We start from the raw sequence: 17,737 nt of genomic DNA on the forward strand, positions 1-17,737 counted from the left end.
ATGACTGCCGACGCCTCCCCCGCACCCGCCCTGGACCGCATCCGGGTCGGCTCGGCCCCCGACTCCTGGGGGGTCTGGTTCCCCGACGACGACCAGCAGGTCCCCTGGCAGCGCTTCCTCGACGAGGTCACGGAGGCCGGCTACCGGTGGATCGAGCTGGGTCCGTACGGCTATCTGCCGACCGACCCGGCCCGGCTCACCGAGGAGACCACCCGGCGCGGCCTCACCGTCTCCGCGGGCACCATCTTCACCTCGCTGCACCGGGGCCCCGAGGTCTGGGACGCCACCTGGGAGCATGTCTCCCAGGTGGCCGAGCTGACCCGGGCGATGAACGCCAAGCACCTCGTGGTCATCCCCTCCTTCTGGCGGGACGACAAGACCGCCGAGCTGATCGAGCCTCCGACGCTCACCGCCGAGCAGTGGCGCCATCTGTCCACCGGGATGGAGCGGCTCGGCCGTGAGGTGCGGGAGCGCTTCGGGCTCGACATCGTCGTCCACCCGCATGCCGACACCCATATCGACACCGAGGAGAACGTGGCCCGCTTCCTGGACGCCACCGACTCCGACCTGGTCAACCTCTGCCTGGACACCGGCCACTACGCCTACTGCGGCGGCGACAGCGTCAAGCTGATCGAGACCTACGGCGAGCGCATCGGCTATCTCCACCTCAAGCAGGTCGACCCGGAGATCCTCGCCGATGTGGTCAAGAACCAGGTGCCGTTCGGCCCCGCCGTCCAGCGCGGCGTCATGTGCGAACCGCCGAACGGCGTTCCGGAGCTGGGACCGGTGCTGACCGCGGCCCAGAACCTGGATGTGGACCTGTTCGCCATCGTCGAGCAGGACATGTACCCCTGCCCGCCCGACCAGCCCTTCCCCATCGCCGAGCGCACCCGGCGCTTCCTGCGCTCCTGCGGCGCCTGACCTCCCTTCCGCCCCCACGGGCCGCATTCCCCCACGGGCCGTCGAACCGTCCAGAGCAGAGAGAGAAGAGAGAACAGCCTATGACGCAGCAGGGAACGCTCGGGGTCGCCGTCATCGGGACCGGCAAGATGGGCGCCGACCATGTCCGCCGCATCAACGAGGTGATCAGCGGCGCCCGGGTGGCCGCCGTGGTCGACATCGACGAGGCGCGGGCCAAGGCGGTCGCCGATACCGCCGACGGCTGTCAGGCGTTCACCGACCCGGCCGCCGCGATGGCCGCACCCGGCGTGGACGCGGTGCTGATCGCCTCGCCGGGGCCCGCGCACGAGGCCGCGCTGCTCAGCGCGTTCGAGCGCGATCTGCCGGTGCTGTGCGAGAAGCCGCTCACCCCGGACTCCGCGTCCGCGCTGCGGGTGCTGGAGGCCGAGCAGAAGCTGGGCCACCGCCGGGTCCAGGTGGGCTTCATGCGCCGCTACGACACCGAGTTCATGAAGCTCAAGGCGCTGCTGGCCGGTGGTGAACTGGGCCGCCCGCTGCTGCTGCACTGCCGCCACCGCAACGCCTCGGTGCACTCGTACTTCACCAACGAGATGATGATCACCGACTCGGTGGTGCACGAGATGGACCAGTCGCGCTGGCTGCTGGAGCAGGAGATCACCGCGGTCACCGTGCTCAAGCCGACCCCCAGCTCGCTGTCCCCCGAGCCGCTCAGCGACCCCCAGCTCGTGGTCTTCGAGACCACCGGCGGGGCGATCGTCAATGTGGAGATCTTCGCCACCTGCGGCTTCGGCTACCAGGTCCAGGCGGAGGCGGTCTGCGAACGGGGCACCGCCCGCGTCGGCGACGCCCACGGCATGCTGGTCAACCGGCCCGGCACCTGGGGCGGGGAGATCGCCCCGGACTTCGTGGCCCGGTTCGAGGAGGCGTACGACCGTGAGGTGCAGGCGTGGGTCAACGCCACCCGGCGCGGCGAGGTCGAGGGCCCCAGCGCCTGGGACGGCTATGCCGCGACCGCCGTCAGCGAGGCAGGGGTCCGGGCCCAGGCCACGGGTCAGCGAACGGCCGTCGAGATGATCGAGCGCCCCGCGTTCTATAGCTGACGCCCCGCCAACTGACCCGCAGCGGACCGGCCGTTTCCCCACGGCCGGTCCGCTGCCGCCATGGCCGGTCCGCTGCCGCCATGGCCGGTCCGCTGCCGCCATGACGGCGGAGTCATCGTCCGCTGCGTCACTCGTATGTCACAGCCGTCACATCTCCACACGTCTACGTCACAGGTGCTCAACAGCCCCTGGCCGCCCTTGGCTCGGCGTCGTTGACCCGGGCACAGGCTGATGGAGCGTGAGCAGGCGCGCCGCGGCTCCCCCGACGGCCCGCTGGGCCGTGGCCGCGACGACCTGCGGAAGGGCATGTGAGATGACCGACCGGAGGCTGTGGTCCTACAAGGAGATCGCCGCACATATCAGTGTGCAGACCGACACCGTACGGTCCTACCGCAAGCACGGCCTGCTGCCGCCCCCCGATCTGGTGGAGGGCGGCAAGCCGTACTGGTACGCGGATACGATCCGCGCCTGGGTGGCCCGCAGACCTGGCAACCGCCGCGCCCGGCGAGACGCCAAGGATTAGCCGGGCCGTGGTGCCGTATCCCCGTAATCCGCTAGCGGCCCGTACTCACCCGGTCCCGCGCCGTCTCTCCCTCTCCCGACAGCCCATCCTCGGCATGAGACCCGTCCTTGCTGCCGCACCGGCCGTCACCCTCGCCGCCACTGGCGGCATCTGTGCCAGTCCCGGTGCCGGTCCCGGCATCCGTGCGGCTTCCGGTGGGCGCGGACTCCCCCTCGCTCAGCCCGAACCGGGTGTGCAGTCGGCGCAGCGGGCCCGGGGCCCACCAGGTGGCCCGGCCGGTCAGCTTCATCACCGCCGGCACCAGCAGCCCGCGCACCACCATCGCGTCCATCAGCACCGCCAGGGCGATGCCCAGCCCCAGCATCTTGGTGTTGGTGACCCGCGAGGTGCCGATGCCCACCATCACCACGGCGAGGATCAGCGCCGCCGCCGTGATCAGGCCGCCGGTGCGCCGCAGTCCGAACTCGACCGCCGCCTGATGGTCCCCGCTGCGGTCGTACTCCTCCTTGATCCGGGAGAGCAGAAAGACCCCGTAGTCCATGGAGAGCCCGAAGGCGACGCAGAACATCAGCACGGGCAGGGTGGTCTCGATATCGCCGGAGGTGGTGAAGGAGAGCGGACCGGACAGATGCCCGTCCTGGAAGACCCACACCACCGCGCCGAACATCGCGGTCAGACTGAGCGCGTTGAGCAGCACCGCCTGAATCGGTATCAGCACGCTGCCGGTGAGCAGGAAGACCAGCAGCAGGGTGACGGCGACGACGATGGCGAGGGCCCAGGGCAGCCGGTCGCCTATGGAGTCCTTGGTGTCCACCAGGACGGCGGCGGTGCCGGTGACCGAGGTGGTGAACGACGGCTCCTGGGCGCGGATCGTCCGCACCAGGTCCTGGCTGGCGGCGTCCACGGCCTCGCCCTTGGGCAGCACGGTGATGTCGGCCGAGCCACCGGCCAGACGCGCGGTCTCCGCCGGCCCCGGCTCGGCCACCCGCCGCCCGTCAGCGAACCGGCCCGCCGGGCTGTCCACCCGCAGCACCTGGGGGAGGGCGGAGACCTTGGCGCTGTAGTCGGCGAGGGCCTTGGTGCCGGTGCCGCCCTCGGCGAGGACTTCCACCGCGCCCCCGGGACCGCCGGGGAACCCCTCCCTGATGTGCTGCTGCACCACATGGGACTCGGCGCTCGACGGCAACTGGCGGTCGTCCGCGGTGCCGAACTCCACCCTCAGGAAAGGCAGTCCGAGCGCGACCAGACCGGCGACGGTGGCCAGCGCGAACAGCGGGGCGCGCCGCATCACCAGCCGGGCGAGCCGCGCCCAGCCCGCTCCGGACTCACCCTCGCGGGCCGGGCGGCCGCGGCGCAGCAGCCGGGTGAGGTCCAGTGCGTTGACCCGGTCGCCCAGAAGGATGAGTGCCGCGGGCAGAACCACCAGGGCGGCGGTGGCGGCGATCAGCACCACCGCGATCCCCGCATAGGCGAAGGAGCGCAGGAAGTACTGCGGGAAGACGAGCATGGCGGAGAGCGAGGCGGCGACGGTCAGCGCCGAGAAGAGCACGGTGCGCCCCGCGGTGCGCAGTGTGGTCGCGACGGCGGGCAGCTTCTCGGCGCCCTGGGCCAGCTCCTCCCGGAAGCGGCGCACGATGAACAGGGCGTAGTCGATGGCGAGTCCGAGGCCGAGCGCGGTGGTCAGGTTCTGCGCGAAGACCGAGACATCGGTGAATTCGGTGAGCCCGCGCAGCACCGCGTCGGTGCCGAGGATGGCGATGATGCCGACGCCGAGCGGAAGCAGGGCGGCCACGGCGCTGCCGAAGACCATGACGAGCAGCACCAGGGTGATGGGCAGGGCGATCATCTCGGCCCGCAGCAGATCCTCCTGGATGGTGGTCTGTAGCTCATGGCGGACCGCGACCATGCCGCCGACCGACACCTCGACCGGGCCATGGGCGCCCCGGTAATGGGGCGCTATGCGCTCCAGCGTCTTGCCCGCGGCGGACTCGTCGCCCACGATCCGCGCGGCGATGATCGCCTCGCCCCGGTCATGGGCCCGCAGCGAGGGCGCGCCGGTGGCCCAGTACGAGGTGACACCGGTGACCGCCCGCTCGCCCGAGAGCTTCTTGGCGAGGGCCCGGCCCTCGGCGGCGACGGCCGGATCGTCCACGGTCCTGCCGCCGCTGTCGACGAGCAGGATCAGATTGGGCTGGGAGGCGGGGAAGCGCTTCTCCAGTGCCTTGGTGGCATATGAGGACTCGGCCGCCGGGTCCTCCCAGCCGCCGCTTCCCAGCCGGTCGGCGACCCCGCTCCCGGCCACGACGGCCAGCGCCGTGAAGAGCAGGGCGATCAGAAGGGACAGCCGCGGCCGCGCGGTGACCAGGCGTGTCCACCCTCCGATTCGTTCCCCGGGTGGGCGGTTGACATCGGTCATGGCGCGGTGTCCCCTTCACCTGTGTCCCATGCCGCCACTCACACGTCCGTAGGCAGCACGGGTCGCTGATTACCATGGGTGGTAAACACGAGCGACCGCTCGCGTTTCTCAAGAATGCGAGCGGGCGCTCGTGTTTGTCAATCGAACACGGAGAGCCGGAGAAAACAGGTGAGCGAGAGCACGACGGATCCGCGCGACGACACGGCGAAGCCGCGCCGCAGACAGGCGCGCGGTGAGCGCCGGATCCAGCAACTACTCGACGCCGCCGCCCATGTCTTCTGCCGCACCGGCTACACCTCGGCGAGCACCAACGCCATCGCCCGCGAGGCGGGGGTCTCCCCCGGCACGCTGTACCAGTTCTTCCCGAACAAGGAGGCCATCGCCGTCGAGCTCGGCGAGCGCCTCAACCGCCGGATGACGGAGACCCACGGAACGGTCCTCACACCGGCGAACGCGGGGCTGCCCCTCGGCGAGCTGCTCGACACGGTCCTCGACCCGATGATCGAGTTCAATTGCGCGAATCCGGTCTTCCTGGCCCTGATCCAGTCCTCCGACGCACCGGGCCGGCTCCTCGAAGAACACGCCGAACTGCACGACTCGATCCAGGACCGCATCAGCGAGCTGATCGGCATCCGCAACCCCGACCTCTCCCCCGAGCGCCGCACCCACACCACCGCCATGACGTTCGCCCTGTTCAAGGCCGGACTGACGCTGATCCTCGGCCATGAGGGCGCGGAACGGGAGGCGTACGCCGCGGAGTTGAAGGCCGCCCTGTACGGCTATCTGGCCCCGGTGCTCGGCACCGGGGCAGTCGGCACCCGCCCCTGACCCCCGCGCCGCACGCCCTTCATCCACCCTCGCCCCGCACCGACCGGGGAAGAGTGCGCGCGGGCGCGGCCCACCCGTCACGGACCGGCGCACCACCGGCTTCCATCGATACCCCCTAGGGGTATAAAGTGGAGAGCGTCAGGAGACGCTGAGGCATTCCGATGCCTCCTGTGCCTCCTGCGCACCGACCGTCACGCTCACCCCACACAGGAGAAACCCCATGAGCTCCGAGGCTGTCACCACCGTCTACCAGGTGACCGGTATGACCTGCGGCCACTGCGAAGGCGCGGTCTCCGAGGAGATCGGCGCCCTCGACGGCGTCAGCTCCGTCAAGGCCGTGGCGTCCACCGGCCAGGTCACCGTGATCTCGGCCGCTCCGCTGGACGACGAGACCGTCCGCGCCGCCGTGGACGAGGCGGGCTACGAGCTCACCGGCCGGGCGGCCTGAGCGAGCCCCCACCAAACCTCCGCCGGACCGTACCGCCCTGCTCATACAGTTGCCGTACGGCCCGGCCCTCCTCTCAGGAGACCAGACATGACCAGCACGGCACCCCCCGCCGGGGCCGCCCCCGACACCACGGCGACGGCCGGCGGACCCTCTCAGGTCCAGCTCGCCATCGGCGGTATGACCTGTGCGTCCTGCGCCGCGCGCATCGAGAAGAAGCTCAACCGCCTGGACGGCGTCACCGCCACGGTGAACTTCGCCACCGAGAAGGCCAAGGTGTCCTACGGCGCCGGGATCGAGGTCGCCGACCTGATCGCCACCGTCGTCAAGACCGGTTACACCGCCGAGGAACCGCGCCCCGCCGTGCCCGAGCCCCGCACCCCCGGGGACACCGGCGCACCGGAGGCCGACCGGCACGGCGAGGCCGGACCGGACCCGCTGCGCCACCGCATGCTCGTCTCCCTCGCCCTGTCCCTGCCCGTCGTGGTGCTGGCGATGGTGCCCTCGCTCCAGTTCGACAACTGGCAGTGGCTCTCGCTCACCCTCGCCGCGCCGGTCGTCGTCTGGGGCGGCGCAACCTTCCACAAGGCCGCCTGGACGGGCCTGCGGCACGGCGCGGCCACCATGGACACCCTGGTCTCCATCGGCACTCTGGCGGCCCTTGGCTGGTCCCTGTGGGCGCTGTTCTTCGGCGACGCGGGCATGCCGGGCATGCGCCACGGCTTCGATCTCACCGTCTCCCGGGCCGACGGGGCGTCCTCGATCTATCTGGAGGCGGCCGCCGGGGTGACCACCCTCATCCTGCTGGGCCGCTTCCTGGAGGCGAAGTCCAAGCGGCGGGCGGGCGCGGCACTGCGCGCGCTCCTGGAGCTGGGCGCCAAGGACGTGGCCGTGCTGCACGGGGGATCCGAGGTGCGGATCCCCGTCGGTGAGCTGGCGGTCGGCGACCACTTCGTGGTGCGCCCCGGCGAGAAGATCGCCACCGACGGCACGGTGGTCGAGGGCTCCTCCGCCGTGGACGTCTCGATGCTGACCGGCGAATCGGTGCCGGTGGACGTGGTGGCGGGCGACGCGGTGGCGGGCGCGACCGTCAACACGGCGGGCCGGATCGTGGTCGAGGCCACCCGCGTGGGCGCGGACACCCAGCTCTCCCGCATGGCCAAGCTGGTCGAGGACGCGCAGAACGGCAAGGCCGAGGTACAGCGGCTCGCCGACCGGGTCTCGGGGATCTTCGTGCCGATCGTGCTGCTGATCGCCGTCGGCACCCTGCTGGGCTGGCTGCTCACCACCGGCGAGACGGCCGCCGCCTTCACCGCGGCCGTGGCCGTCCTGATCATCGCCTGCCCCTGCGCCCTGGGCCTGGCCACCCCGACCGCGCTCATGGTCGGCACCGGCCGCGGCGCCCAGCTCGGCATCCTGATCAAGGGGCCCGAGGTGCTGGAGTCGACCCGCCGGGTGGACACCGTCGTCCTGGACAAGACCGGCACGGTGACGGCCGGGCAGATGCGGCTGCGCGGGGCCATCACGGCGCCCGGCGTGGACGAGGAGGAGCTGCTGCGGCTCGCGGGCGCCCTGGAGCACGCCTCGGAGCACCCGATCGCGCGCGCCATCGCGGACGGCGCGGCCGAGCGGATCGGCGACCTCCCGACGCCCGCGGACTTCCGGTCCGAGCCCGGCCTCGGCGTCCAGGGCACGGTGGACGGTCACGCGGTCCTGGTCGGCCGCGAGAAGCTGCTCGGCGCATGGGCCGTCGAACTGCCCGAGGAGCTGGCGGCCGCCAAGGCGGCGGCCGAGTCGGAGGGGCGGACGGCGGTCGCGGTGGCCTGGGACGGTGAGGCGCGCGGCGTCCTCCTGGTGGCCGACGCCGTCAAGGAGACCAGCGCCGAGGCGGTCGCCCAACTGCGGGCGCTCGGCCTCATCCCGGTGCTGCTGACCGGCGACAACAGGCTCGTCGCCGAGGCGGTGGCCCGCGAGGTCGGCATCGACGACGTCATCGCCGAGGTGCTGCCCCAGGACAAGGTGGACGTCGTGAAGCGGCTCCAGGGCGAGGGCCGTACGGTCGCCATGGTGGGCGACGGGGTCAACGACGCGGCCGCCCTCGCCACCGCCGACCTCGGGCTCGCGATGGGCACGGGCACGGACGCGGCCATCGAGTCCGGGGATCTGACACTGGTCCGGGGCGACCTGCGGGTCGCGGCGGACGCGATCCGGCTGGCGCGCCGGACGCTCGGCACCATCAAGGGCAACCTCTTCTGGGCCTTCGGCTACAACGTCGCCGCGCTGCCGCTCGCGGCGGCCGGACTGCTGAACCCTATGATCGCGGGAGCGGCCATGGCGTTCTCGTCCGTGTTCGTGGTGACGAACAGTCTGCGACTGCGGACCTTCACAGCGTCCACATAGATTCACCAAGTCCCCATAAGCCGCACAACACCCATACAGCAGAGCCTCGATTTTCAAATCGAGGCTCTTGCCCTTTTATGGCCCATATGGCAAGAGACGCAGATCACATACAACCCAACGTAACCATCGAGGGGGGACGCGAGTCTAATGGGACGGTGGGGATTCGTCTTGGGGGACGCATCCCGCTACGCGTAGCCGGGACGACGTACTCGGGGAGCTTTGAGCGGCCCTCCCGTAGGTACGCGTCCCGGCGGATCGCGTCACCAAACGGCCCGCAAGGGCCCGTGGACACCCGGCCGGATCCCGTGGGGGGAATCCGCTCCGGGGCAAGGGAAGCGCCCCGCTCCGACCCGTGGGGGGATCGGAAGCGGGGCGCTTCTGCTTTTTTGGGGGCTCGGTTCGCCTCCGGGGCGCCTGAGCCGCTGTCGACGGTCGACCGTGCTCGGTCGCTCGTACCTCGCTCCCTGCGCGCGCTCTCCCTTACGACAGCGACGCGCCCCTTCGGCTCACTCGCCGGTCAGACCAAAGGGCCGGAAACGCGACCGCACCCGGCCCTTTCCCGTGGGCACTCCCTGACGGAGCCAAGCACCCGGAGACGCCAAGTGCCCCCGACCGGCCAGGCGGCCAGGACGGGGGCACCGGAGAAGCGAAGGTCAGCGCTCCTCGACCGGGACGAAGTCGCGCTCGACGACGCCCGTGTAGATCTGGCGCGGGCGGCCGATGCGGGAGCCCGGCTCCTTGATCATCTCGTGCCACTGGGCGATCCAGCCCGGCAGCCGGCCGAGCGCGAACAGCACGGTGAACATCTCGGTCGGGAAGCCCATCGCCCGGTAGATCAGACCGGTGTAGAAGTCCACGTTCGGGTAGAGCTTGCGCTCGACGAAGTAGTCGTCCGCGAGGGCGTGCTCCTCCAGCTTGAGCGCGATGTCGAGCAGCTCGTCGGACTTGCCGAGCGCGGAGAGGACATCGTGCGCCGCCGACTTGATGATCTTCGCCCGGGGGTCGAAGTTCTTGTAGACGCGGTGCCCGAAGCCCATGAGCTTCACGCCGTCTTCCTTGTTCTTCACCTTGCGGATGAAGGTGTCGACGTCGCCGCCCGAAGCCTGGATGCCCTCGAGCATCTCCAGCACGGACTGGTTGGCGCCGCCGTGCAGGGGGCCCCACAGCGCGTTGATGCCCGCCGAGATGGAGGCGAACATATTGGCCTGCGAGGAGCCGACCAGCCGGACCGTGGAGGTCGAACAGTTCTGCTCGTGGTCGGCGTGCAGAATCAGCAGCTTGTCGAGCGCGGAGACCACGGTCGGGTCGAGCTCGTACTCCTGCGCGGGGACCGAGAAGGTCATCCGGAGGAAGTTCTCGACATAGCCCAGGTCATTGCGCGGGTAGACAAAGGGGTGGCCGACCGACTTCTTGTACGCATACGCGGCAATGGTCGGCAGCTTGGCCAGCAGCCGGATCGTCGAGAGGTTGCGCTGCTTCTCGTCGAAGGGGTTGTGGCTGTCCTGGTAGAAGGTCGACAGCGCGCTGACCACGGAGGACAGCATCGCCATCGGATGGGCGTCCCGCGGGAAACCGTCGTAGAACCGCTTGACGTCTTCATGCAGGAGCGTGTGGCGGGTGATCTCCCCACGGAAGGCCGCCAGTTCATCGACGGTCGGCAGCTCCCCGTTGATCAGCAGGAAGGCGGTCTCCAGGAAGGAGGCACGCTCCGCCAACTGCTCGATCGGGTAGCCGCGGTATCGCAGGATGCCCTGCTCACCGTCCAGATAGGTGATCGCGGATTTGTACGCGGCGGTGTTGCCGTAACCGGAATCCAGGGTCACCAGACCGGTCTGGGCACGCAGCTTGCCGATATCGAAGCCCTTGTCGCCGACGGTGCTGTCGACCACCGGGTAGGTGTACTCGCCGTCCCCGTACCGCAGTACTACAGAGTTGTCGCTCACGTCATCCCTCACCGACGTCTGGTTCTCTTCTTCGAGGTGCCCTGACTCCCCCCACCTTCCCCTACTCGGGTAGAGAACGTGCACTCGGGGTCGGCTGAAGAGCCTTTTGGCGGCACTCAGTGCCGCCTTCACGGCCATCCTGCCCCGTTCGTCATCGTTCGGAAACCCTCTTGACACGCTCGACTGACACATCGCCGCCGAGTCGGTGATCCAGCGCGGTACAGCGCCTCCCCGCCGAGACGGTGCGCACCGCCTGCCCCAGCGCGCGGCGCGAGCCGACCAGCACCACAAGGCGCTTGGCACGGGTCACCGCCGTGTACAGAAGGTTGCGCTGCAACATCATCCAGGCCCCGGTGGTCACCGGAATCACGACGGCCGGGTACTCACTGCCCTGTGACCGGTGGATGGTCACCGCATAGGCATGAGCCAGCTCGTCCAGCTCGTCGAAGTCGTACGGTACCTCCTCGTCCTCGTCCGTCCGCACGGTCAGCCGCTGCTCATCGCTGTCGAGTGAGGTGACGACGCCAACCGTGCCGTTGAAGACCCCGTTGGCCCCTTTCTCATAATTGTTACGGATCTGGGTCACCTTGTCGCCGACCCGGAAGACCCGGCCTCCGAAGCGGCGCTCCGCGAGGTCCGGACGGGCCGGGGTGATGGCCTGCTGAAGCAGTCCGTTGAGCGTGCCCGCGCCCGCCGGGCCGCGGTGCATCGGGGCCAGAACCTGCACGTCACGGCGGGGGTCGAGGCCGAACTTGGCGGGGATGCGGCGGGCCGCCACATCGACCGTGAGCCGCCCGGCCTCCTCGGTGTCGTCCTCGACGAAGAGAAAGAAATCCGACAGGCCCTGGGTGACCGGCGGCACCCCCTCGTTGATCCGGTGGGCGTTGGTGACCACACCGGACTGCTGGGCCTGACGGAAGATCCGGGTCAGCCGCACCGCCGGAACGGGGCTGCCGGGGGCCAGCAGATCGCGCAGCACCTCCCCGGCGCCCACGCTGGGCAACTGGTCCACATCCCCGACGAAGAGCAGATGGGCGCCGGGCGGGACCGCCTTGACCAGCTTGTTGGCCAGCAGCAGATCGAGCATCGACGTCTCGTCGACCACCACCAGATCCGCGTCGAGCGGGCGGTCCCGGTCATACGCCGCGTCCCCGCCGGGCTTCAGCTCCAGCAGCCGGTGGACGGTGGACGCCTCGGCGCCGGTCAGCTCGGACAGCCGCTTGGCGGCCCGGCCGGTGGGCGCCGCGAGCACCACCTTCGCCTTCTTGGCGCGGGCCAGCTCCACCACGGACCGCACGGTGAACGACTTGCCGCAGCCCGGCCCGCCGGTGAGCACCGCGACCTTCTCGGTCAGCGCGAGCCGCACCGCCTGGCTCTGCTCGGGCGCCAGATCGGCCCCGGTGCGGCTCGCCAGCCAGCCCAGCGCCTTGTCCCAGTCCACGTCCCCGAAGGCGGGCAGCCGGTCCTCCTGGGTGCGCAGCAGCCGCAGCACCTGGCCGGCGAGGGAGATCTCGGCGCGGTGGAAGGGCACCAGATAGACCGCGGAGACCGGCTCGCCGTCCGCCGGGCCCGGGACCGGCTCACGCACCACGCCCTCGTCCTGGGCCGCCAGCTCCCCCAGGCAGTCGATGACCAGACCGGTGTCCACCTGGAGCAACTTCACGGCGTCCGCGATGAGTTGCTCCTCGGGGAGATAGCAGTGGCCCTGGTCGGCGGACTGGGACAGCGCGTACTGGAGACCGGCCTTCACCCGGTCGGGGCTGTCATGCGGAATGCCCACCGACTGGGCGATCTTGTCGGCGGTGAGGAAGCCGATGCCCCAGACGTCGGCCGCCAGCCGATACGGCTCGTTCTTCACAATCGAAATCGACGCGTCGCCGTACTTCTTGTAGATCCGCACCGCGATGGAGGTGGAGACGCCCACCCCCTGGAGGAAGACCATCACCTCCTTGATGGCCTTCTGCTCCTCCCAGGCCGCGGCGATCATCTTGGTGCGCTTGGGACCGAGGCCCGGGACCTCGACCAGCCGCTCGGGCCGCTCCTCGATGACATCGAGGGTGTCGACGCCGAAGTGCTCGGTGATCCGGTCGGCGATCCGGGGGCCGATGCCCTTGATCAGACCCGAGCCGAGATAGCGCCGGATGCCCTGGACGGTGGCGGGGAGGACGGTCTGGTAGTTCTCGACGGTGAACTGTTTGCCATATTGCGGATGGGAACCCCAGCGGCCCTCCATCCGCAGTGACTCGCCCGGCTGGGCGCCCAGCAGCGAGCCGACCACGGTCAGCAGATCGCCGGAGCCCCGGCCGGTGTCCACCCGCGCGACCGTATAGCCATTCTCCTCATTGGCGTAGGTGATCCGCTCCAGGACCCCTTCGACCACCGCGAGTTTGAGCATGCCTCGACCGTACCGCCGGGAGCCGACAGGCGGTTGGGGCCTGTGGACAACGCCTGTGGACAACCCGGGGACAGTCCGGGGGCGACCCGTGGACAACCCGGCGACAACGCCCGGGGTGAAGAACGGGGCCGTCGGCCCCGCGGCGGAATATCACGATCCGGTTTCACCGGGGACCGACCCCTTGCCTCCGCCGATGTAATCGATTCCAATCCATGTAATCGATTCCACAAGGAGGTGGACGATGCCGGCCATCAAGGATGTGGCGCGGCGTGCCGGGGTCTCCGTCGCGACGGTCTCACGGGTGCTCAACGACCACCCCTCCGTTCGTCTGGACACCCGTGAACGGGTGCTCGCCGCGGTCGCCGACCTCGGCTATCGCCCCAACGCGGTGGCCCGCTCGCTGCGCACCGATCAGACCCGGACCCTGGGGCTGGTCATCAGCGATGTGCTGAATCCCTTCTTCACCGAGCTGGCCCGCTCGGTCGAGGACGCCGCCCGCGAGCTGGACTACAGCGTGATCATCGGCAACGCCGACGAGCGGCCCGAACTCCAGGACCACCATGTGCGCACCCTGATGGACCGCCGCATAGACGGACTGCTGGTCAGCCCCACCGACGGCGGCTCCCCGATGATGCTGGCCGCCGCCCGCGCCGGCACCCCCATGGTCTTCGTCGACCGCTGGATCGAGGGCGAGGGCCTGGACGCGGTGCCGGTGATCCGCACCGACGGGCGGGGCGCCATCCGCGATCTGGTGGACCATCTGTGCGCCCTGGGACACCGCCGGCTCGCGATCATCGCGGGCCCGGCGGCCACCACGACCGGCCGCGAACGGGTGGACGCCTTCCGCTCCGCGCTGCGCGAGTTCGGTCTGGCGCTGTCCGAGGACCACATCGGCCAGGGGGACTTCCAGGCGGACAGCGGCCGCCGGGTGACCGCCCGCTTCCTCGATCTGCCGCGGCCCCCGGACGCGATCTTCGCCGCGGACAACCTGATGGCGCTCGGCGCGATGGACGAGATCCACGCGCGGGGCCTGCGGGTGCCGGACGACGTGGCGCTCGCCGCGTTCGACGACATCCCCTGGTTCGTCCACACCGATCCACCGATCACCGCCGTCGCCCAGCCGACCGGAGCGCTCGGCCATGCCGCCGTACGCGCGCTGATCGACCTCGTCGAGGGGCGGCCCGCCGAGTCGGTGACCCTGTCCGCCCGTCTGGTCACCCGCCGCTCGTGCGGCGAGCCCGAAGGGAGCACACCATGAGTGCCGAGTCCGAACGGTCCTCCCCCGGCGGGGCGGAACTGCTGCGTATGGAGGGCGTCCGCAAGACCTTCCCCGGGGTGATCGCCCTGGACGGGGTGGACTTCGATCTGCGCCGCGGCGAAGTCCACGTCCTCCTGGGCGAGAACGGCGCGGGCAAGTCCACGCTGATCAAGATGCTCTCCGGGGCGCACCGTCCCGACGGGGGCCGGATCCTGGTCGACGGCACCCCGGTGCGCATCAACAGCGCGCAGGACGCCGAGCGGCTCGGAATCGCCACCATCTACCAGGAGTTCAACCTCGTCCCGGACCTCACCGTGGCCGAGAACATCTTCCTGGGCCGCCAGCCGCGCCGCTTCGGCATGATCGACCGCAAGGCCATGGACGAGCGCGCCGCCGAGCTGCTGGCCCGTGTCGGGGTGGACGTCGCGCCCCGGACCCGGGTCCGGGACCTCGGCATCGCCCGGCTTCAGATGGTGGAGATCGCCAAGGCGCTGAGCCTGGACGCCCGCGTCCTGATCATGGACGAGCCGACCGCCGTGCTCACCACCGAGGAGGTCGACAAGCTCTTCCGGATCGTGCGCACGCTGCGCGCGGACGGGGTGGGCGTCGTCTTCATCACCCATCACCTGGAGGAGATCGCCGCCCTGGGCGACCGCGTCACCGTGCTGCGCGACGGCCGCAGCGTCACCCAGGTCCCGGCCACCACCGAGCAGGACGAGCTGGTGCGGCTGATGGTGGGCCGCTCCATCGAGCAGCAGTACCCACGGGAGCGCACGGACGCCGGTGACCCTCTGCTGAAGGTCCGGGGGCTCACCCGGAACGGCAGCTTCCAGGACATCGGCTTCGAGGTGCGCGCCGGGGAGGTGGTGGGCCTGGCCGGGCTGGTCGGCGCGGGCCGTACGGAGGTCGTCCGGGCGCTCTTCGGCGCCGATCCGTACGACTCCGGCTCCGTCGAGGTGCTCGGCCGCCCGCTGGCCCGCCATGACGTGGTGGCCGCCATGCGGGCCGGGATCGGCCTCGTCCCCGAGGACCGTAAGGGCCAGGGCCTGGTCCTGGACGGCAGCGTGCAGGAGAACCTGGGCCTGGTCACGCTGCGCGCCGCCACCCGCGCGGGGCTGGTCGACCGGGCCGCCCAGCGGAGCGCGGCGGCCGGTGTCGCCGAGCGGCTGGCCGTCCGGATGGCCGGGCTCGACCAGCGGGTGCGCACCCTCTCCGGCGGCAACCAGCAGAAGGTCGTCATCGGCAAGTGGCTGCTCGCCGACAGCAAGGTGCTGATCCTCGACGAGCCGACGCGCGGGATCGACGTGGGCGCCAAGGTCGAGATCTACCAGCTCATCAACGAACTGACCGCGTCCGGCCACGCCGTTTTGATGATCTCCAGCGATCTGCCCGAGGTGCTGGGGATGAGCGACCGGGTCCTGGTCATGGCCCAGGGCCGGATCTCGGGCGAGCTGACCGCTCGCGAAGCGACCCAGGACGCCGTGATGGCCCTGGCAGTGAAGGACGTCAAGGGCGCCGACGAAGGAGTCGGCGGCAACGAAAAGGAGGGCTCCCGTGGCCACTGACACGCTTACGAAGGACCCCGGGGGCTCGGCGGTGCTGCGCCGCGTGCTGCTCGACAACGGCGCCCTGAGCGCCCTGGTGCTGCTGGTGGCGGCCATGTCGCTGCTGTCCGGCGACTTCCTCACCACCGGCAATCTCCTCAACGTCGGCGTCCAGGCGGCGGTCACCGCGATCCTCGCCTTCGGCGTCACCTTCGTCATCGTCTCCGCGGGGATCGATCTGTCGGTCGGCTCGGTGGCCGCGCTGTCCGCCACCGTGCTCGCCTGGTCGGCGACCTCACAGGGACTGCCGGTGTGGATCGCCGCGCTCCTGGCCGTCGTCACCGGTGTCGCCTGCGGTCTGGTCAGCGGGGCGCTGGTCGCCTTCGGGAAGCTGCCGCCGTTCATCGCCACGCTCGCGATGCTGTCGATCGGCCGCGGTCTGGCCCTGGTGATCTCCCAGGGCAGCCCGATAGCCATCCCGGACTCGATGTCCGGCCTCGGCGACACCATCGGCGGCTGGCTGCCCATCCCGGTGCTCGTGATGATCGGCATGGGGCTGATCACCGCCGGTGTTCTGGGCCGTACGTACGCGGGCCGCGCGATGTACGCGATCGGCGGCAACGAGGAGGCCGCCCGGCTCTCCGGGATCCGGGTGACCCGCCAGAAGCTGGTCATCTACGCGCTCTCCGGCGGCTTCGCGGCCATCGCGGGCATCGTGCTCGCCTCCCGGCTGTCCTCCGCGCAGCCGCAGGCGGCCGTCGGCTATGAACTCGACGCGATCGCCGCGGTCGTCATCGGCGGCGCGAGCCTGTCCGGTGGCGTCGGTAAGGCGTCCGGCACGCTCATCGGCGCGCTGATCCTCGCGGTGCTGCGCAACGGGCTCAACCTGCTGGAGGTCTCCCCCTTCTGGCAGCAGGTCGTCATCGGTGTGGTCATCGCGCTCGCGGTGCTGCTGGACACGCTGCGCCGGCGGGCCGGGGCCGGCCCGGGCGCGCCCGGGGCCGCGGCGGGCGGATCGTCCGGTGGCGGCCGTAAGAAGGCCGTCAACGCGGGCAAGTTCGCGCTGGCCGCCGTGGTCGTCGCCGCCATCGCCATCGGCGCCTCCGTCTGGCGCTCCGGCTCCTCCGGGGGCGCGTCCACCAAGGTCGGGCTCTCGGTCTCCACCCTCAACAACCCCTTCTTCGTGCAACTGAAGGCGGGCGCCCAGGAGGAGGCCAAGCGGGCCGGTGTCAGCCTTACGGTCACCGACGCCCAGAACGACGCCTCCCAGCAGGCCAATCAGATTCAGAACTTCACCAGCCAGAACATGAAGTCGATCATCATCAACCCGGTCGACTCCGATGCCGCGGGCCCGTCCGTCCGGGCCGCCGACAAGGCGGGCATCCCGGTGCTGGCCGCCGACCGCGGCGTCAACAAGGCGAAGATCGCGACCCTGGTGGCCTCGGACAACATCACGGGCGGCAAGCTGGCCGCCAAGACGCTCGCCGAGCGGCTCGGAAAGAAGGGCACGATCCTGGTGCTTCAGGGCACCCCCGGCACCTCCGCCTCCCGTGAGCGCGGTAAGGGCTTCGCCGAGGGACTCAAGGCGTACCCGGACATCAAGGTCGTCGGCAAGCAGACCGCCGACTTCGACCGGGCCAAGGGGCTGGATGTGACCACCAATCTGCTCCAGGGCCACCCCGGTATCGACGGGATCTTCGCCGAGAACGACGAGATGGCGCTCGGCGCGGTCAAGGCGCTCGGCTCCAAGGCGGGCAAGTCCGTGGACGTGGTCGGCTTCGACGGCACCCCGGACGGGCTCAAGGCCGTCGAGAACGGCAGCCTCGCCGCGACCGTCGCCCAGCAGCCGAAGGAGTTGGGCCGGATGGTGGTGCGGAATGCCGTCAAGGCGGCCAAGGGGCAGAAGATCGACGGCACGGTGAAGGTGCCGGTGAAGGTCGTCACCGCGAAGTGACAAGGGTCGT

General features: G+C 70.4%; 12 protein-coding genes. 9 read left to right on the forward strand and 3 right to left on the reverse strand.

Features of this window, described 5'->3' with window-relative positions:
* The 3 genes from ACK1X7_RS18445 to ACK1X7_RS18455 all read left to right on the forward strand — a co-directional run bounded on the left by ACK1X7_RS18445 (nt 1) and on the right by ACK1X7_RS18455 (nt 2,544).
* Nucleotides 1-921: a sugar phosphate isomerase/epimerase family protein gene (locus tag ACK1X7_RS18445; protein WP_390793685.1), complete on the forward strand. Its 921-nt coding sequence runs from the start codon at nt 1-3 to the stop codon at nt 919-921.
* Nucleotides 922-1,001: 80 nt separating this feature from the next.
* Nucleotides 1,002-2,021 (forward strand): Gfo/Idh/MocA family protein, encoded by a 1,020-nt coding sequence (locus ACK1X7_RS18450; RefSeq protein WP_385146005.1) that lies wholly within the window; start codon nt 1,002-1,004, stop codon nt 2,019-2,021.
* Between the two features lie 313 nt (nt 2,022-2,334).
* A complete protein-coding gene (locus ACK1X7_RS18455) occupies nt 2,335-2,544 on the forward strand; it encodes a helix-turn-helix transcriptional regulator (protein WP_216342028.1) in 210 nt (69 codons plus the stop codon).
* A gap of 31 nt (nt 2,545-2,575) precedes the next feature.
* Here the strand turns inward: ACK1X7_RS18455 and ACK1X7_RS18460 are convergent, their stop codons facing one another.
* Nucleotides 2,576-4,960, reverse strand: a complete 2,385-nt coding sequence (locus ACK1X7_RS18460; protein WP_413115364.1) for an MMPL family transporter — start codon at nt 4,958-4,960, stop codon at nt 2,576-2,578.
* A gap of 168 nt (nt 4,961-5,128) precedes the next feature.
* Between ACK1X7_RS18460 and ACK1X7_RS18465 the strand changes: the two genes are divergently transcribed.
* The 3 genes from ACK1X7_RS18465 to ACK1X7_RS18475 all read left to right on the forward strand — a co-directional run bounded on the left by ACK1X7_RS18465 (nt 5,129) and on the right by ACK1X7_RS18475 (nt 8,633).
* Nucleotides 5,129-5,788, forward strand: coding sequence for a TetR/AcrR family transcriptional regulator (locus tag ACK1X7_RS18465; protein WP_385153254.1), 660 nt, complete (start codon nt 5,129-5,131; stop codon nt 5,786-5,788).
* Nucleotides 5,789-6,008: 220 nt separating this feature from the next.
* A complete protein-coding gene (locus ACK1X7_RS18470) occupies nt 6,009-6,236 on the forward strand; it encodes a heavy-metal-associated domain-containing protein (RefSeq protein ID WP_216342024.1) in 228 nt (75 codons plus the stop codon).
* Nucleotides 6,237-6,323: 87 nt separating this feature from the next.
* Nucleotides 6,324-8,633 (forward strand): heavy metal translocating P-type ATPase, encoded by a 2,310-nt coding sequence (locus ACK1X7_RS18475; protein ID WP_413115365.1) that lies wholly within the window; start codon nt 6,324-6,326, stop codon nt 8,631-8,633.
* Between the two features lie 653 nt (nt 8,634-9,286).
* Here ACK1X7_RS18475 and ACK1X7_RS18480 read toward each other — a convergent pair.
* Together ACK1X7_RS18480 and ACK1X7_RS18485 are read right to left on the reverse strand one after the other, a co-directional pair.
* Nucleotides 9,287-10,576 carry a citrate synthase gene (locus ACK1X7_RS18480; RefSeq protein WP_059142131.1) on the reverse strand — a complete coding sequence of 430 codons (1,290 nt, stop codon included), beginning with the start codon at nt 10,574-10,576 and terminating at the stop codon, nt 9,287-9,289.
* Between the two features lie 151 nt (nt 10,577-10,727).
* On the reverse strand, nt 10,728-12,971 hold the full coding sequence (locus ACK1X7_RS18485; protein ID WP_413115366.1) for an ATP-dependent RecD-like DNA helicase: 2,244 nt from the start codon (nt 12,969-12,971) through the stop codon (nt 10,728-10,730).
* Nucleotides 12,972-13,212: 241 nt separating this feature from the next.
* On the opposite strand from ACK1X7_RS18485, the gene ACK1X7_RS18490 reads away from it, so the two are divergent.
* Genes ACK1X7_RS18490 through ACK1X7_RS18500 form a run of 3 tightly spaced genes read left to right on the forward strand, consistent with a single transcriptional unit; the run spans nt 13,213 to nt 17,727 of the window.
* Nucleotides 13,213-14,229 carry a LacI family DNA-binding transcriptional regulator gene (locus tag ACK1X7_RS18490; protein ID WP_385153245.1) on the forward strand — a complete coding sequence of 339 codons (1,017 nt, stop codon included), beginning with the start codon at nt 13,213-13,215 and terminating at the stop codon, nt 14,227-14,229.
* Nucleotides 14,226-15,794: a sugar ABC transporter ATP-binding protein gene (locus ACK1X7_RS18495; protein WP_385153242.1), complete on the forward strand. Its 1,569-nt coding sequence runs from the start codon at nt 14,226-14,228 to the stop codon at nt 15,792-15,794. The genes ACK1X7_RS18490 and ACK1X7_RS18495 overlap by 4 nt, the downstream gene beginning before the upstream one ends.
* Nucleotides 15,784-17,727 (forward strand): substrate-binding domain-containing protein, encoded by a 1,944-nt coding sequence (locus ACK1X7_RS18500; protein WP_385153239.1) that lies wholly within the window; start codon nt 15,784-15,786, stop codon nt 17,725-17,727. The genes ACK1X7_RS18495 and ACK1X7_RS18500 overlap by 11 nt, the downstream gene beginning before the upstream one ends.
* The last annotated feature ends 10 nt before the right edge of the window (nt 17,728-17,737 follow it).

The sequence above is a fragment of the Streptomyces sp. CY-1 genome (assembly GCF_047218265.1).
GTDB lineage: Bacteria > Actinomycetota > Actinomycetes > Streptomycetales > Streptomycetaceae > Streptomyces > Streptomyces niphimycinicus.

Bases quoted from the DNA above. Each gene is read 5' to 3' on its own strand.
- ACK1X7_RS18455 (WP_216342028.1), top strand. From the start codon at position 2,335: ATGACCGACCGGAGGCTGTGGTCCTACAAGGAGATCGCCGCACATATC.
- ACK1X7_RS18485 (WP_413115366.1), bottom strand. From the start codon at position 12,971: ATGCTCAAACTCGCGGTGGTCGAAGGGGTCCTGGAGCGGATCACCTAC.
- ACK1X7_RS18460 (WP_413115364.1), bottom strand. From the start codon at position 4,960: ATGACCGATGTCAACCGCCCACCCGGGGAACGAATCGGAGGGTGGACA.
- ACK1X7_RS18445 (WP_390793685.1), top strand. From the start codon at position 1: ATGACTGCCGACGCCTCCCCCGCACCCGCCCTGGACCGCATCCGGGTC.
- ACK1X7_RS18450 (WP_385146005.1), top strand. From the start codon at position 1,002: ATGACGCAGCAGGGAACGCTCGGGGTCGCCGTCATCGGGACCGGCAAG.
- ACK1X7_RS18470 (WP_216342024.1), top strand. From the start codon at position 6,009: ATGAGCTCCGAGGCTGTCACCACCGTCTACCAGGTGACCGGTATGACC.
- ACK1X7_RS18490 (WP_385153245.1), top strand. From the start codon at position 13,213: ATGCCGGCCATCAAGGATGTGGCGCGGCGTGCCGGGGTCTCCGTCGCG.
- ACK1X7_RS18495 (WP_385153242.1), top strand. From the start codon at position 14,226: ATGAGTGCCGAGTCCGAACGGTCCTCCCCCGGCGGGGCGGAACTGCTG.
- ACK1X7_RS18475 (WP_413115365.1), top strand. From the start codon at position 6,324: ATGACCAGCACGGCACCCCCCGCCGGGGCCGCCCCCGACACCACGGCG.